Raw genomic sequence first — 16062 nt, 5'->3', positions numbered from 1 at the left:
AGCCTCAGTGGCTCGAACAAGTGTGGGTCAAGATTGGATGGAAACGGTGGGTCAGGATCGCGCGGGAATCAACAGCCCCTGAGGGGCAAGATCGCGCGTTCTCAAAAAGAGCATTTTGGGGGTCCTCGGCGCGCTCTGATCCCCGGGCTCCACCTCCGGGGGCGGAAGCCGAAGCTGTGGCCATCGTTATCGCCTCGAAGACTGGCCAGCTATCCCCCCGCGAAAGCGCGCGAGAGTCTGCTCCGCCTTCCCGCGGCGAGCGACTCCAATTTGCAAGTGCCGGCGCTCTTTGTCCATGGCCTTCAGATTTCTATCGTTGGACACTGCCCAGTTGACCCTCGAGGCCGCGAGAGGGCTCGGAGCCTTCAAGCGAACATCGTCCACAAAGATGGCTCGAGGCTGTGGCCGGACGCCCAACGGAACCGCTGAAGTCTTCGCGGACCGTGATGAAGCCCCGCTACGCACGCTTTACGGCTGCTGCCGTGCCCGATAACCTGCCGTTTAGCGCGGCGAGTGTGCTGCCATGGCAGCATCCGCAGTTGCAGCAGCGCTCAATACAAGGGCCGGGTTAAAAACCGTTGATTGGCTTAGCACACTTCCACTCGAATGCCAATATTCTCTGACTCAGAATCCCAGATGTGGGACCAGTCGATCAACTCTCAGAAGTCAGCGTTGACCGACAGTGAGATCAATGAAAAATATGCTCGACGAGAGCTTCGAATAGTAACTGAGACGAATCGCGAACAGCTTCCAAACTTCGTGGCCGCACTGAAGCGGCCAGGCTGGATGCGGCTGCAGCCCTTTTACCAGCGTCGTCGACGGTGGGACGCAGCGAGAAAGTCTCGTCTTATTGAATCGTTCATTATGAACGTGCCCGTTCCGCCGTGCTTCGTGTATGAGTCGGACCTAGCAAGGTACGAAGTAATGGATGGGCAACAAAGAATCACCACAGTTTTTGACTTCTACGAGAATAGGTTTCCCCTGAAGGGATTAGAGCAATGGCCCGAACTCAACGGACGCATATACGACAAGCTTCCGTCGGAGATCAAGAAGGGATTAGATCGCAGGTCAATTTCGTACATTGCCTTACTGAAGGAATCCGCCGCAAATCCGGATGAAGAGTTACTTCTTCGCCAGCAAGTATTCGACCGCCTCAACACGGGCGGCGTGAAACTGGAAAACCAAGAGATCCGCCACTGCATTTATCACAGCAACTTTGATGCGCTACTTGTCGAACTGTCGCGACACCCATTATTGCGAAAGGCCTGGGGGCTAATCCCGTTTAGCCAGGAAGAGGAAAACAATCCTCCGGACAAGCTCCTCAATAATCCTCACTACAGCAAGATGAAGGACGTGGAGTTTGTGCTGAGATTCTTTGCTTTGCGGCATGCAGAACGCTATAGCGGGGGCATGCAATCGTTTTTTGACCAGTATATGGTTCGAAGCAGGCAATTCAACGACGGCGATATTGACTTCTTGCGGACCCTTTTCAATTCGACAATTGAACTAGCTCACACGATCTACGGTGACAACCTATTCAAACCATGGAACGCCAAAACTGGAAGTTGGGCTAGGCAGCCTCAAATTGCATTTGCAGATACGGTACTCGTTGGACTCGCCCATCAAATTGATAGGCGCGTAGAACTGGAACGAAAGAGCCAAGAAGTCCTAGAAGCGACCAAGAACATGGTACTCACCTCACCGCCTGGCTCTTTCACTGGCCAACGAAATACCAAAACGGATGTACTCGACAGACTTCAAAGCTATCAGAGTGTTTTGGCCGAGATTCTCGACTAAACGAGTCTAAGCGTGTTTGAGTCAATAACTCTACGGCTAGAGCGCGACCTTACAGAAGTAAAGCGGGTGGCGCAATGGCACGATGACCTTCGGACCTTACTTTCGGGCAGCGCAATATCAACGGGTAGTCGCCTCGACGAAGCGTCCAAAGCCCTTCTCGACCAACTTGCCCCGGGTACAAATGGTTGGCGGCTATTTGACCATTGCGCCGCCGTCAGTCGGATTTATGCGATTCTGGAACGCGCAATTTGCGACCTTGTAGGGGAGTATTTGCAGCAAATTCCCAAACTAATACCCACGTATGCCGCTCTACCTGAGCAAATTAGAATTCAGCATCGTATTGGCACTGCCCACGTGCTCAATAAATGGGGGCCGGAGAAATCTTTATATTCCAAACTACCGGAGTCTTTGCTTTCGTCCGGTCTTGCTGACGGGGTGCGGGGCAAAGATTTCAACCTTCTGTCGGAAGCCTTCTTAACAGACAGCGACAACTTCAGAGCAGACACGCTAAACCGTGTTTTCTCAAAACTAGGCTTTGAGGACATTTTCGCTTCGGTCAAAAAAAACGATGAGCTACTAAATTTTCTGTCTGAAAAGGCCATAGCGAACGAGCCGGATGAACTGTTAAACGATTTTGTTAAACTCAGGAACGAGGCGGCACATGGGGAGGTCGCAGAGGTCGCAAGCGCGAAGGAGCTAATAAATTATTCAGACTTTATCGCACTGGTTTACGCGGCCATTGCTCGAGTCGTCACAACGAGCTCCATACGATTAGGAGTTGGGGCTGGACTTCATCAGGAAGCGGGTATGGTCGCGAAAAAATTCAGCAATAATATCGTGGGCGTAAAAGGGTTGTCTCAGCGCATCCTGACGAAGGGCGATATTCTTTATGCGGGAAAGAAATACTACGACCGGGTTGAAGTGGTCGAAATTGCACTTTTTGGCGAGGTCAAGGAAACGCTAGAGATTACTCCGGACTTTCAGTTCTCCCTGAAGCTCAGCAGAAAAATTCCTGATGGTGCAGTTTTAGTTTGCTTGAACTGACTATCAGATGAAGCCGGATCGGCGATCCATCTATTTGATTTTGCCCGCTCGACCGCCTTACAAATCATAAAGATGCAGCCATCGAGTCAATTAGTAACCCGCATCGTCTGAGCGGCCGCGCGAACGATGCCGAACACATCGCATTAATCTCCGGAAGAGGACTGTGGAACTACCTCTCGGAGAGCACGACGCCATCCGCAATTAAGTTAAAGCGGCGGGCCGCTGAGGTGTTTCAGGCTTCATCCGAGTGGTCTGTGTGGCAGCCTGCGTGGCCGAGCTCTGCGCCTCCAAGCCCATGGACTGCACCCTGCACCGCTTGCCGGCGCTAAAGCGCTACCTTGCCGACCCCCAGCCTCGCCCATAGACAACCAAGTCGACGAGCAGATCGAGCCGTGGGCAACGGATGCAAGAACTGGCTCTTCGCTGAAACGCTGCTAGCCGGGCAGCGCGCTACGGCCATCATGCTGGCCATCCACGGTAGCCGCAAGGTGAAGCAGCCAGGCGCCGCGGAGAAGGCGAAGACGGCCTGAAACGGGCGGCTCTCAGCGCCTCGGCTGCGGCGGCATCACTCCTATGGCGCCTTGGGGCGCGCAGCATCCTTCTTCGCCCGCGCCGCCATCTCTGCGTCGTACTCAGCCTGCGCGGCAGTGGTCCTGAAAGTGACCCAGCAGTCCTCGCTGCAGTTCATCGCGGCGGTGCCCTCAGGAGACTTCCAATGGGCCCAGCCGACATCCGCCCGCTTCAACTCGTTCTGGTGAGGAGCGCCGAAGCGCAAAGAGATGGAGTCCGCAATCTCCTTGCGGTTCTGCCGAAACGTACGAACCTGAAGTTCCTGAACCCGCTTCGCCTTGTCCAAGGTGACCTTAAACATCGCGCGCGCAGCCCACGCCGGGCGCTGGTCAGGACCAGGAAGGTGGACCGCCCCCGTTGTAGACCCCGTGGGCTTGTAGAAGAACGGTTCGCCGATCCAGCAAGGCACTTTGGACTGGTCGGTGTTGAAGGGGCATCTCGCGGTCAGCTTGAAGGTGGCGCCAAAAGGAACGCCCAGCAAGGGTCTGGCCTCCTGCGCGGAGGCTGCCGCGCAGGCCAGCACCGCGACGCCTACAGCCACCGTTTTCACCCAGTTCATGACGTCGGTCTCCCCGCCCGGCACCGCGGAGTTGCTCCGTCGATGATGTCGTTGATCTTCGCGGCGACGAGCTTAGCCGCGCCCCACGGATTGCGCGCAATGCGCCCTTGAAGTTCGTGCGGTGGCCCACACATGGGGAATCATGGGCGGCGCCTTGCTGTCCGATGAACGATCCAACCAAGTAGTGCGGGTTGGGAAGCTCCGTCGCTGCGGAATCGGCAGATTTGTTAATAAACCTGTTGATTAGCTGTTGTTAAGCTGTGCGCAAGTGTTGGATAAACGCTATAGGTAGCGTCATTTCGTGAACTATTCCCCCACATCTAGTTTGCTGCTATTCTGTTAAGCAGAAATGCAGACGGCCAAGGCTTTCGCGCTTGGCCGTCTGGCCCCAAGGTGACCACCCGGGGCTCGATCCGAAGATCATGTGTCAGAAGCTTGATGCTACACGGACGGGATTTCACGGTGGTCTAGTGGTTATTAACTAGGAGAACCCGGCAATGCCCGACGTTCGTATCACCTGTATCTTGAAGTCCGTCTCGAACGGCAGTTGCGAGCACATCACCCACGTCGGAAACCCGGCCGGGAATTGGATGTGGCCGGTGCAGCAGGTCGTCGACAGCATCGAGTCGAAGACCAACACCTTCTTCGTGCTCGATCCCGTCACCGGGAAGCGTGCCGACGTCGGCGTGGTGCGACCGAATGATGGTCGACGCCCCTACCTCCGCACGTACGCGGACGGCTACTGGAACGACAACCTGCTCTCGTTGACGGCTTGCCCGTACAACGCCGCGGCCTGACCCTTCAGGGCAAGCCGACCCAAGGGGCCTTCGGGCCTCTTTTTCATTGCGGCCCGAAGCCACCGCGTGAAAGCGCTGAAGGAATACTTCAGGAATGGCGGCGCCGGTGACGACATCCCCGCATCGTTCCGGACCAAGCCCGATGCTCTTTCGCGGCACTTGAACGACTTCAGCGCCAAATTTTGGGTCGGCCGATCCAACGGTTGAAGTCGTGGTCTGAACGCAGGCCCACGCCCGCTGACGGCGCCAGCTGAGAAATACAGCGCATGGTGCGAACCGGCACCGACGCCTGCCTGCCGGCCCCAGCCAATCCGGTGCCCTCCGGGAAATCGCGCGGGCGCGACGACCACGCCGACGGCGCCTACCTCGAACCCGGCCCGGCAGCCTCGCTCAGGAGGCGCTTGATGCTCCGCGGCTCCATGAAGCCTGCACCGCAATGTGCGAAGACCTCCGCGAAGGCGACCGCACAAGCGTTTCTCTGAGGCTCCTCACGGGCTTGGTGCGCCTCGTCCAAGATCGACCAAGCCGGCGATGGGTTGTGCAGCGCCTTGTTGAGGTCCCTGGCAAGCGAGAGATGTTCGGCGGGGCCTTGCATCATGCAAGCCGTCGATGCGCGCCCCGCAATTCCATAAGGCGCGGTACGACAGGTCTGTTCCGCGAAGAACAGGTAGTGCGTCGCGTCGGCGTACGCTTGCTGGAGCTCCAAGTCTGACGCAGGGCTGCCGTTGAGCGTGCCGCCCAGGCTAGCCACGAGGCTCAACCCAGCTAAGAGCTCCACCAGCGGGTTCGCCGAGCGGCGCTCCCCGCCCCAAAGCACTCCTGCGAGCGCGATGACTGCGGTCAGAGCTCCAGCCAGCGCCAGAAGCAGGTGGCCATACCACGCATGGCGAATTGCCAACGCCGTGCCGACGATGCAGAAGCAGATGCGAACGTACACCAACTGTTCTCCTCCTCAGCAGGAAGAGGCGACCGGATGCAATGACGAGTGAAGTAGGTTTCCCGAGGCGCCGGCGGAGGCGTTGCCGCACCAGGATGCGCGACACCCCCAGGCTAGAAGGCCGAAGCGCGGATGCGCCTCGGCCACCAGGCTTACAAGGTCAATTCCCTGATGAACGCCGAACCGGGGCCGGTGATGCGCGGTTCCAGGAGGCATTCGCCGCCGTCGGCGGAGGCATCCTTGGCGTCCATCAGACCGAGCTCCACCAGCTCCCTCACGTCATGCACCGAGTAGCAGGACGTCTCGGTGATGACAGATGGGAGCCGCCGCTGGCTAGCGAGCTGGAGGATGGTGACCTGGGTAGCTGAGAGTTTCATGAGACCTCACATAGTTGAAGGCGGACAAAACGTCCGCATCGAAAGATGCTAGGGAGAGTTCTGTTTCCGGCGTTCAAGCTGGTCCGGCATGAGCCTCCGCAGCATTCCGCCACGAAGGGGCGGCCCCTAGGCGGGAGGCGCCTCGAAAGCGGCCAGGGCCTTCGGAATGACGGTGCTCAACGCGTTGGCACCACGGTCGCCAAGAACCTTCGCTCCGTCCTCCTCAGGCGCTCTCCGCGGCCAAGGCGCCGACGAAGGGAACGAAGTGACATGTCGAGACATGGGGAGGTTTCAAAACTGGCCCCATCGCGGGTCGTGGGTCAGATCTTCCTCGGGCAGCGGCAGCTGAGTCGGGCCAACTTGCTCAGCCTTGGCCACTTGAACGACGTGGTGCACTCTGGTCCACCCAAGGAAGCTGTTGCGCAAGCGCCGGTCACTGAAAGTACAGGTCGGCCCCTGGCTCTTCGGCGCTAGGCCGACGTCAGCGGTTCCTTCTCTGCCCGCGATGCCAAGGAATCCCACCATCGGAGCAGCGCTCCTCGTGCGAGGTAGTGGAACGTTGACAGGTTGATCGGCAGGTCCCCAGCGACCCAATAGCCCCCTTCCGTGGTCACGGCCAATCCCACCGTGCCTACTTCAATCAACGGTCCGTCGACATCGACCCGACTGGATGGCAGGCACATCGGCGCAGGGAACGGCGTACCTCCATGCAGCGCTTCCGACCGATACCTGTAAATGACCCTCAGCACCGCCTCCAGGTTAGAGGCTGTCCACTCGACCTGGTAGCTCGGCGAATCTGGTCGAACAGCTGGCGGCGCGGGAAGATGCTCGACGACAAAGGCGACGAACTTCTCGGTCGATTTGACGAGGTGTGAGAGCTTCTTCGCGACGAACGACAGCAGATCGTCGCCGCCAACGCCTTGCACGCGCTTCGCTAGGTCCGGCATAGCCGCCTTCAGGTTCGCCACCGGCGTGCCCCAGCTTCTCTTCCACCGATTGGCGGCCGTTTCAAGCGCCGACACCAGCAGCAGCCAAGCGAGGTTCGGCTCCGATTCGGCGACCCACAGCGCGTCCTGGTACAGCCGGGCCGCACGAACCAGTTCGATGCAGTCTTCCCGCCCCAACGTCGGAACCGAGCCCAGCCTGGGTATTAGGTCTCGCAGGTCCCCTTGCGTCGCCACATAGGGAAGCATCGACCCCTCTCGGTTCATCAAGAGTGTCGGCTCGCCCCTACGACGCGGTGAGCTCGGAGTGCCGAGGTCATCCAAACCGTCGAAGCGCCTCGTTTCGTCCCCCGCCATGAACCGTTTGCCGAGCGCCAACGACGCCACTGCTGCGACCTCGTCCGGTATCCAACCACCGTGGTACAGCTCCGTCGAGGTAGGGCTTCCATAAGCATGCCGTTGGAAAAGCTGGGTGTGCATCGCGATCCGTGCGACGACAGGAACCTGCACACGCCCTGGCGCGACAGATAGGGGGATGGTGTTCAGGAAGCTATATGGCCACCCCTCTTGTCTGACCTCCGCGATGAAGCAGGCGTCCGAGAAAAGGGGGAACTCAACCACCGACAAGGGCGCGGCGCCGGCCTCTGCTGCGAGCCAATTGCTCTGGATGCTTATCCGCCGTACATCGTCTTGTTTCATGGGCAACGCAACTCCCTCGCTTCAGCGTAAGTCATGGTGAACCGCGTGTCGTCGATGGCTTTAAATATAGTTTGGCGCCATACTCTAAATATGAACGCGGACTCAGCCGATTGGTTCACAGCTCAACAGGCAGCCCGATGCTCTGGGCTGTCGCTCGCGATGGTGAACTACCTCTGCAGAAACGGCGTCGTGGTGCCATCCGGCAAAGTTCAACGTGGTCACGGCAGAACGCGCCGCTACATCTTTGGGGATCTAGTCGCGCTTCGCTTGGTGGAGAAGCTGGCACACACAGGAGTGAGCCCACTAAGGCTGAAGAAGGGGTTGATGGGGTTGCGGAAGCACCATCCAGAGATCACTCTTACGTCCTTGCCGGGAAGCCACGTCATCACCAACGGGCAAGATCTCTACCTTCGAGAAGAAGGGCAACCGATCGAACGGGCATTTGATGGGCAGTTCGCGTTCGCGTTCGTGATTGAACTCGCAACGCTTCAACGTGAGGTCGCGGAGAAGGCGCTCGCGCTGGTGAAGCGTTCCACGGACCGTAAGGCGGCTTGAGCAGCAGCAGCTGACTTCAGACTGGCAGAATCCCCAGTCCGGGTTTACGCAACCCAGTCAGCGATCTCCAACCGGGTCTCGCGCTAGGAGGAGTCCTGAGATGGTCACATTGCAACGAGAGTTCGACGTCTACCAAGCGGCGTTACCAGCCTTGCTGCGAAGCCGGCAGGGGCAATTCGTGGTCATTCATGACCTGAAAGTCTGCGACTGCTTCGAATCGTATGAAGCCGCGCTGAACTGGGCCTATGCAAAGTTTGGCCTCGAACGCTTTTTCGTCAAACAAGTCGAGCCTGACGAGCAGACGATTCACTTCCTGCACGACCTTCGTCCGTGCCGCGGATAACGCAGCCGATCACCGCTGTTGGGGCGTTGATCGATGGCTACGTGGCTGTCAGTAGCGCCAGGGCGTCCGCCTTGATCGCGGCTGGCCAACGGGTGCCGCCGCCGGCGCACGTCACGTTTCTCATCGACACGGGAACTAGCGCATCGCACGTTGACGACGGCGTGATGCGGTCTCTGGGTCTCTCGCCAACGAGCAGCGCATGGGTACACACTGCATCGACAACAGGCGTGCCTGTCGGCTGCGATGCGTACGACGTGTGCCTGCACATCAACGGCAATGCGACCCCGAACTCGTGGCTTGTCGATCCCATTCAGGTGATCGCTCTCCCCCTACTAAACCAGCCCTTTCAGGCGATCTTGGGGCGAGACGTACTGAATCGGACAAGGTTCGTTTTCGACGGACTGGCCGGCCACTACATCCTCGACCACTAGCGCCGCCGAGGTGCTCGGTTGTGCGGCTAATTTGAGGGACGCCTTCTGGGCGTCGCCCCCAACTCACCAATGCCTCGGCGCTCGCTGCAGTAGTCCTAGCCACGGCAAGCCTTGGTCAGCGCTTTCGATTCGATTGCGAAACCACGGAGCCGGCCAGGGTCTTCGTGGCGCTCGCAGAACGCGGATTGTCCAATGCGCCGGAAGCCTTGCCCTCGGTCCTTGCCCCGGTCTGCGCAGCCGTAGTACCAGCCTGGCGCAAGGCGGAGGCAGCCAATGAGCGTTGAAGAGCGCTCGCCGAGTCGCTCTGCAGCGTCTTGCCCGCAAGGGAAGCGACGCCTGGAGAAGTCTGCTTGGTGTTCGTGCCCATGAAAGCTCCTCTGCGCGAAACGATGGCGCCTGGGTTTACATCCAGATTTCACTGTATGTAGTGCTCCGTCCAAAGTCAATACACCATATCTAGTGTCTCCCTACCGATGTCGCCAGTCAGCCGGCCGTCGTCGGACTTCGACGAACAAGGGCTGAAAAGTTCGGAGTTCATTGGTTCACAGCGACGGAATAGGATGAGCGCATGCAGGCCGTGACGGCCAATCCATGGCCTTCGTCAATTCGGAACTGAGCGAACTTCGACAGCCGGAGCCCCCAATGCCTCGGGGATCGGCTCCCCCATCGAAACACCCTATGCTCGGCGCCTCCTCCGCGAGGTCTCCGACGCCCATGTCCGCACCCACCGGCCTCTCGCTCCGCGCCCGCCTCTACCTGGTCCTGGGCCTGGCGCTCGCCTTGGTTGCCGCTTCCGCGCTGCTGGGGTGGTGGCAGTCGAAGCGGCTGGCCGGGATCGCGCAGTCGCTGTATGAGGACCGCCTCGTCCCCGTCGACCTGCTCCGCGAACTCGAGCACGCGCTCGGTCCCCACCAGTTGGGCACGCTGCTGATCACGCAGACGCAACAGCCCGACGCCGGCAAGCTGGACAGCGGCGGCCGCCGTCTCGCCGACACGACCCGCCAGCTCTGGACCCGCTACCTCGCCACGCGCATGACGCCGGCCGAGAGCGCCCTCATCGCCCGCACGCAGCCGCTGCTCGACCAGCTCTGGGCCGCCCTCACTGCGAGCCAGGGGGCCACGCCGGACACGCTGCGGGAGCTGAACCAGCGCCGCCTCGCGACGACGCGGATGCTCGACGAGCTGATCGCCTTCCAGCTCAGCCAGGCCCGCGTCGACACCGAGCGCGCCCAGCAGGCCGCCACGGAGGCCGTGCACTTGGGCCTGCTGCTGGTGCTGCTGACCGGCGGCCTGTGCAGCGTCGTCGTCTGCACCGTCTGGACGCGTTACGACGACGAGCGCCGCCTCAGCCAGGATTCGCGTGAGCAGCTTCAGCGGCTCTACCTCGCGCTGTCGCAGACCAACCAGCTCATCGTGCGCCGCGAGGCCGAGGCCTTCGATGATCCTCGGGCCGAGCAGCATCTGTTCGAGGGCCTCTGCCGCATCTGCGTCGAGACGGGCCATGCCCGCTTCGCGGCCGTGGTGCTGTTCGATGGCGATCACTTCGAGCGTGTCGCCGAGCACGGTCCCGGCGACCGACTGATGCCCGGCGCGCCCCGCGAGTGGTCGCGCGACTCGCCCTTCGCGCGCAGCTCGATGGCGACGCGCGCGATCCTCGAAGGCACGCACCAGGTCAGCAACCGGGCGCTGGAGGACCCGAGCCTCGCCGTCCCCGGCGCGCCGCTGATCCCGCCCGGCGTCGAGGCCATGGCCGCCTTCCCGCTGCGCCGTCGCGGTGAGGTCGTGGGCGCGCTCACCCTGCTCGCCGGCGAGCCGGGCTACTTCAGCCCGCAGGTGCTCGGGCTCATGGACGAGATGGCCGGCGACCTGTCCTTCGCGCTCGACCATCTGCGGCGCGAGCGCGATCAGGCGCGCGAGCTCGACGGCCTGCGCGACGCGCTGCATCGACAGGAGGCCGGTCTCGTCGAGACCACGCCGGCCGCCTTCCGGCCTCCGACGCCTCCGCCGCCGCTGAGGCCTGCGGCAGAATCGCCCGATGCAACTGATCAGTCTGAACACGGCCCGCGCTGAACCGCTGCTCATCGACGGGCGCCCGGTCATGACGGGCATCCGCAAGCGTCCGGTGGACGGCGCGATCGAAGTCCGGCCCCTCGGCCTGGAGGGCGACGAGCAAGCCGATCCCAGCGTCCACGGCGGCCTGTCCAAGGCCGTCTACGCCTACCCGTCCGAGCACTACGCCTTCTGGCGCACCGTGCGGGCGCAGGCGCAGGTCGCGGGCTGGGACGACGCGCTCCCCTGGGGGGCGATGGGCGAGAACCTGACGATCTCCGGCCTCGCCGAGGGCGACGCCTGGATCGGCGACGTGCTGGTGTTCCCGGACTGCGAGCTCGCCGTCAGCGAGCCGCGCTATCCCTGCTTCAAATTCAACGCGGTGATGGGCTTCAACAAGGCCGCGAAGATGATGACCCAGAGCGGATGGTGCGGCTTCTACCTCGCGGTGCGGCAGCCCGGCACGATCACGGCCGGCCAGACCTTCACCGTGCGCCCCGGCCCGCGCGAAGTCTCCATCGCGGAGCTCTTCCGGGCTAAGACCCAGCGCTGATCGCCCTTCTTGCTCCCTCTCCCGCTTGCGGGAGAGGGTGGGGGTGAGGGCCAGCGGCGATGGCAGTACTGAAGCCCTCAGTCCGCCAACGCCGGATAATCCGTATACCCCTCGGCGCCACCGCCATACATCGTGGCCGAGTGGGCCTTCTGCAGCGGGGCGTTGAGCTTCAGCCGACGCACCAGATCCGGGTTGGAGATGAAGCTGCGGCCGAAGGCCACCGCATCTGCGTGGCCCTTGGCGACGGCGTCGATCGCCATCTCACGGGTGTAACCGTTGTTGGCGATGTACACGCCCTTGAAGCGCTCGCGCAGCGCGTCGTAATCGAACGGCGCGACATCGCGCGGCCCGCCGGTGTGACCCTCGATGACATGCAGGAAGGCCAGCTTCATCGGCGACAGCTGCTCGACGACATGGTTGAAGAGCGCCTGCGCATCGCTGTCCTGGCCCGCGTCGTTGACCGGCGTGACCGGGGACAGGCGCAGTCCGGTGCGATCGGCACCGATCGCGCCGGCGATGGCCGCCATCACTTCAAGCAGCAGGCGCGCGCGGTTCTCGATCGAGCCGCCGTAGGCATCGGTGCGGTCGTTGATGCTGTTGCGCAGGAACTGGTCCAGCAGGTAGCCGTTGGCCCCGTGAACCTCGACGGCGTCGAAGCCCGCGGCCATCGCCGCCTTCGCCGCATGGACGTAGGACTGGACGACACCGGGCAGTTCCTCGGTCTTCAGCGCGCGCGGCGCGGCGACGTCGACGAAGCCATCCTTGGTGAAGGTCTTGCTATTGGCCTGACGATCCGTCGCCGACAGCGGCTTGGCGCCGCCGGGCTGGAAGTCGGCATGGGAGATGCGGCCCACGTGCCACAGCTGCACGGCGATCTTGCCGCCGGCTTCATGGACAGCGTCCGTCACCTTTTTCCACGCGGCAATCTGCTCGGGCGAGTGGATCCCGGGCGTGTCGAGGTAGCCCTGCCCCTCCTGCGTGATCTGGGCGCCTTCGCTGATGATCAGGCCGGCGCTGGCGCGCTGGCGGTAGTACTCGATCGCGAGCGGTCCCGGCACCAGGCCGACGGAGCGGTTGCGCGTGAGCGGCGCCATGACGATGCGGTTGGCCAGGGAGACGGCGCCGACTTGCAAGGGATCGAAGAGACTGGGCATGTCGATATCGAGGATGCGGAATGGATGTGGCGTGAAGCCCGGCGGGGGCCGGACAAGGATGGATCGCAGCTTAGCGAGCGAAAGGGTCCGTCGCAGCGCCTAGGCGACAGCCCGGACGCCGGCTGGGGCCTTGCGTGACCTTCACGGCCGCGCTGAAACGCTTGGCTACACTCGCCCGGCTGCCGGGGGACGCCGTCCCCCTCCGCGCGGCGCCCCTCCTCCACCGCCACGACTCGGGAGCCTGTCGATGCCCTTCGGTTCCTCGCTCGAATCTCGACGCCGCCGGCTTCTGCAGGCCGGCGCCTCGCTGGGGCTGGCGCCCTGGCTGCTGTCGGCTCGCGCGCAGCGAGGCGGCGCGTCGGGCGCCGTGATGCACGTGGGGCCCGACCATCCGGTGAAGACGCTGGCGGCGGCCGCCTCGCAGGCGAAGGCCGGCATGACGATCGAGGTGCAGGCCGGTGACTATGCCGGCGACGTCGCCGTCTGGCCGCAGGACGACCTGACCCTGCGCGCCGTCGGCGGCCGCGCCCGGATGGTGGCCAAGGGCGCGCATGCGCAGGGCAAGGGGATCTTCGTCACGACCGGCAAACGGATGACGATCGAGGGCTTCGACTTCGTCGGCGCGCGTGTGCCGGACCGCAACGGCGCGGGCATCCGCCTGGAGCGGGGCTCGCTGACGCTGCGCGACTGCCGTTTCCAGGACAACGAGAACGGCCTGCTCGCCGGCAACGACGCCGGCATCGAGCTGCGCATCGAGTCCTGCGACTTCGGCCCGATCGCGCCTGGAGAGGGCCGCACGCACACCTGCTACGTCGGGGCGATCGGCAAGCTGTCGGTGGTCGCAAGCTACTTCCACCACGGCGCATCGGGCCATCTGCTCAAGTCGCGCGCCGCGGTGAACCACCTCTTCTACAACCGCCTGACCGATGAGACGGGCCGCGCGAGCTTCGAGCTCGAGTTCCCCAACGGCGGCGTCGCGCTGGTGATGGGCAACGTGATCCAGCAGAGCCCGTCGAGCGAGAACTACCACCTGATCGCGTATGGCAGCGAGGGGCTGTCCAACCGCCGCAACGAGCTGCACCTGATCAACAACACGCTGGTCGACCGGCGCCAGGCCGGTGGCGTGTACCTGCGCATGGCGCAGCAGGCGCAGAAGCTGCGGCTGATCAACAACCTGCTGTGCGGCAAGCACGAGCTGCCGGCCGGACCGGACCGCGAGCAGCACCACAACTACTTCGTCGAGCTGGACAGCTTCGTCGACGCGGACCGCTACGACTTCCGGCTGCGGCCGGACTCGCCGCTGATCGGGCGTGCGGTGGATGCGGGCGTCGTCGACGGCCAGGTGCTCAAGCCGGCGATGCAATACCAGCACCCGTGCGGGCTCAAGGAAGTGCCGGCGGGGACGGCGTATTCGCCGGGGGCGTTTCAGCTTTGAGGCCGATGGGCAGCTGACCCGCGGCCTGCACCGGGTACAGTGCCGGACATGCTCGCTTACCGACACGCCTTCCACGCCGGCAACCACGCCGACGTGCTCAAACACCTGGTGCTGGCCGAGGTCCTCCGCTACATGGGGGAAAAGGACAAGCCCTACACCGTCGTGGACACCCACGCCGGCGCCGGCGGATACGCCCTCGACGGCCGCTACGCCCAGAAGAACGCCGAACACGCCGGCGGCATCGCCGCGCTCTATTCGCGCAAGGACCTGCCCGAGCCGCTGCAGCAGTACGTGCAGCTGGTGCACGACTTCAATCCCGGCAAGAAGCTCGAGCAGTACCCCGGTTCGCCGGCCATCGCGCGCATGCTGATGCGCTTCGACGACCGCCTGCGCTGCTATGAGCTGCACGGCACCGACCACCGCATCCTCGCCAGCTACCTCGAGGACCGCGCCAACACGCAGGTCCTGCAGCAGGACGGCTTCGCGTCGCTGAAGGCCGAACTGCCGCCGCCCTCGCGGCGCGGCGTCGTGCTGATGGACCCCTCCTACGAGATCAAGGCCGACTACGGCAAGGTCGTCGCCGCGTTGCGCGAAGGGCTGCAACGCTTCGCCGACGGCACGATCGCGATCTGGTATCCGCAGCTGCAGACCGTCGAGTCCGCGCAGCTCGTGCAGCGCCTGAAGTCGGCCTCCGAGCCCGTCGCCAAGAAGGGCTGGCTGCACGTGCGCCTCACCGTCGCGCAGGCCGACGAGCGCGGCTTCGGCATGATGGGCAGCGGCATGTTCGTCGTGAACCCGCCGTTCGTGCTCCACGACAAGCTGGCCGAATGCCTGCCCACGCTCGTGGACACGCTCGGTCAGTACGACGACGCCAACTATCTGCTGGAACAGCAGACCGCCTGATCGCGCTCCCGCGCGTCCGGGCTCCAGGCTCCAGGCTCCTGCTCCGGGCTCGCACGAAGTTCTCGCTCGGAGCAGCGGAGGCCGGTGCCCCTGGGAGCGAATTCCGAGCGGCGAGGAGGAGATTGAGCGGACAGGGGCACCGGCCTCCGCTGCGATCTCCGGCAGCGATCAATACCCGACCGTGAACCGCCGACGGATGTGCTGCGGGCGTTCGAGCTCGTCGACGATGGCGACCGCCAGGTCGGCTGTCGACACGTGCGCCGGGCCGTTGGCGTCCATCACGGGGGTATCGAGGCTGACGCGGTAGCTGCCGCGGCGCTCGCCGGGTTCCAGGTGGGGTGCGGGCGACAGGAAGGTCCAGTCGAGCGACGACTCCAGGCGGATCAGGTTCAGCGCTTCACGCGCGGCCAGGGCGCCTTGCTTCCATTGGTCCGGGAATTCCGGCAGGTCCACGATCTGCACGCCCGGGGCCGCATACAGGCTGCCCGCGCCGCCGACCACCAGCAGGCGCTTCACGCCGGCGCGTTTCACGCCGTCGTAGATCGCGCGGGTGCCGTCCAGGAACTCGGTGTGGATGTCCGGCACCGACCAGCCCGGGTTGTAGGCGCTGACGACCGCGTCGCTGCCTTCGACGGCGGCGGCGACCTGGTCCGTCTGCTTCGCGTCGGCCTTCACCACGGTCAGGCCGGAGCGGGTTTCCAACTTCGACGGATCGCGCGCCAGGGCGACAACCTCGTGGCCGCGGGACAGCAGTTCCTTGAGCACTTCCTTGCCGACAAAGCCGGTCGGTCCGATCAGGGCGACTTTCATGGGGATTCCTTTCGAGGGAGGGTCCGAGGGATTCGGGGGAGCGACGGGGGTGTCGCGATGAAGTGGACTGTAGGAACTTCACAATCGCCGCAGAAGTCCTCAGAA

General features: G+C 63.0%; 17 protein-coding genes. 10 read left to right on the top strand and 7 right to left on the bottom strand.

Annotated elements, in window-relative coordinates; genetic code table 11:
* Positions 1–636 precede the first annotated feature (636 nt).
* Together AC07PR_RS27510 and AC07PR_RS27505 are read left to right on the top strand one after the other, a co-directional pair.
* Entirely contained in the window at positions 637–1797 is a 1161-nt protein-coding gene (locus AC07PR_RS27510; protein ID WP_495137161.1) for a GmrSD restriction endonuclease domain-containing protein, read from the top strand.
* 12 nt (positions 1798–1809) lie between these two features.
* Complete coding sequence (locus AC07PR_RS27505; protein ID WP_495137160.1) at positions 1810–2841, top strand: MAE_28990/MAE_18760 family HEPN-like nuclease; 1032 nt, start codon at positions 1810–1812, stop codon at positions 2839–2841.
* A gap of 571 nt (positions 2842–3412) precedes the next feature.
* Here AC07PR_RS27505 and AC07PR_RS27500 read toward each other — a convergent pair.
* The gene (locus AC07PR_RS27500) at positions 3413–3970 is read right to left on the bottom strand and encodes a hypothetical protein (RefSeq protein ID WP_495137159.1); all 558 of its coding nucleotides are present in this window, start codon (positions 3968–3970) and stop codon (positions 3413–3415) included.
* Positions 3971–4467: 497 nt separating this feature from the next.
* On the opposite strand from AC07PR_RS27500, the gene AC07PR_RS27495 reads away from it, so the two are divergent.
* Positions 4468–4767 carry a DUF3892 domain-containing protein gene (locus AC07PR_RS27495; protein ID WP_495137158.1) on the top strand — a complete coding sequence of 100 codons (300 nt, stop codon included), beginning with the start codon at positions 4468–4470 and terminating at the stop codon, positions 4765–4767.
* 66 nt (positions 4768–4833) lie between these two features.
* Positions 4834–4974: a hypothetical protein gene (locus AC07PR_RS27490; protein ID WP_495137157.1), complete on the top strand. Its 141-nt coding sequence runs from the start codon at positions 4834–4836 to the stop codon at positions 4972–4974.
* Between the two features lie 154 nt (positions 4975–5128).
* On the opposite strand, the gene AC07PR_RS27485 is transcribed toward AC07PR_RS27490, so the two are convergent.
* From AC07PR_RS27485 to AC07PR_RS27475, 3 genes are all read right to left on the bottom strand, one after another.
* Entirely contained in the window at positions 5129–5704 is a 576-nt protein-coding gene (locus tag AC07PR_RS27485; protein WP_495137156.1) for a hypothetical protein, read from the bottom strand.
* A gap of 152 nt (positions 5705–5856) precedes the next feature.
* Positions 5857–6081 (bottom strand): hypothetical protein, encoded by a 225-nt coding sequence (locus tag AC07PR_RS27480; protein ID WP_495137155.1) that lies wholly within the window; start codon positions 6079–6081, stop codon positions 5857–5859.
* 470 nt (positions 6082–6551) lie between these two features.
* A complete protein-coding gene (locus tag AC07PR_RS27475) occupies positions 6552–7724 on the bottom strand; it encodes a hypothetical protein (RefSeq protein WP_495137154.1) in 1173 nt (390 codons plus the stop codon).
* Between the two features lie 159 nt (positions 7725–7883).
* On the opposite strand from AC07PR_RS27475, the gene AC07PR_RS27470 reads away from it, so the two are divergent.
* A complete protein-coding gene (locus AC07PR_RS27470; protein WP_495137153.1) occupies positions 7884–8279 on the top strand; it encodes a hypothetical protein in 396 nt (131 codons plus the stop codon).
* Between the two features lie 100 nt (positions 8280–8379).
* Positions 8380–8622, top strand: coding sequence for a hypothetical protein (locus tag AC07PR_RS27465; protein WP_495137152.1), 243 nt, complete (start codon positions 8380–8382; stop codon positions 8620–8622).
* A gap of 546 nt (positions 8623–9168) precedes the next feature.
* On the opposite strand, the gene AC07PR_RS27460 is transcribed toward AC07PR_RS27465, so the two are convergent.
* Positions 9169–9420 (bottom strand): hypothetical protein, encoded by a 252-nt coding sequence (locus AC07PR_RS27460; protein WP_495137151.1) that lies wholly within the window; start codon positions 9418–9420, stop codon positions 9169–9171.
* A 347-nt stretch (positions 9421–9767) separates the two neighbouring features.
* On the opposite strand from AC07PR_RS27460, the gene AC07PR_RS27455 reads away from it, so the two are divergent.
* Positions 9768–11123: a GAF domain-containing protein gene (locus AC07PR_RS27455; RefSeq protein ID WP_495137150.1), complete on the top strand. Its 1356-nt coding sequence runs from the start codon at positions 9768–9770 to the stop codon at positions 11121–11123.
* Positions 11089–11655 (top strand): MOSC domain-containing protein, encoded by a 567-nt coding sequence (locus AC07PR_RS27450; protein ID WP_377158711.1) that lies wholly within the window; start codon positions 11089–11091, stop codon positions 11653–11655. The genes AC07PR_RS27455 and AC07PR_RS27450 overlap by 35 nt, the downstream gene beginning before the upstream one ends.
* Positions 11656–11732: 77 nt before the next feature.
* On the opposite strand, the gene AC07PR_RS27445 is transcribed toward AC07PR_RS27450, so the two are convergent.
* Positions 11733–12809 carry an alkene reductase gene (locus tag AC07PR_RS27445; protein WP_431100993.1) on the bottom strand — a complete coding sequence of 359 codons (1077 nt, stop codon included), beginning with the start codon at positions 12807–12809 and terminating at the stop codon, positions 11733–11735.
* 247 nt (positions 12810–13056) lie between these two features.
* Between AC07PR_RS27445 and AC07PR_RS27440 the strand changes: the two genes are divergently transcribed.
* Both AC07PR_RS27440 and AC07PR_RS27435 read left to right on the top strand, forming a co-directional pair.
* Positions 13057–14244, top strand: a complete 1188-nt coding sequence (locus AC07PR_RS27440) for a right-handed parallel beta-helix repeat-containing protein (protein ID WP_483108378.1) — start codon at positions 13057–13059, stop codon at positions 14242–14244.
* A 48-nt stretch (positions 14245–14292) separates the two neighbouring features.
* Positions 14293–15147, top strand: a complete 855-nt coding sequence (locus AC07PR_RS27435; protein ID WP_495137149.1) for a 23S rRNA (adenine(2030)-N(6))-methyltransferase RlmJ — start codon at positions 14293–14295, stop codon at positions 15145–15147.
* 168 nt (positions 15148–15315) lie between these two features.
* On the opposite strand, the gene AC07PR_RS27430 is transcribed toward AC07PR_RS27435, so the two are convergent.
* A complete protein-coding gene (locus AC07PR_RS27430) occupies positions 15316–15957 on the bottom strand; it encodes an NAD(P)-dependent oxidoreductase (RefSeq protein WP_495137148.1) in 642 nt (213 codons plus the stop codon).
* Between the last annotated feature and the right edge of the window lie 105 nt (positions 15958–16062).

It is taken from the genome of Roseateles sp. GW821-FHT09H11 (genome assembly GCF_059415845.1).
This window is presented reverse-complemented; position numbering and strand designations above follow the sequence as displayed.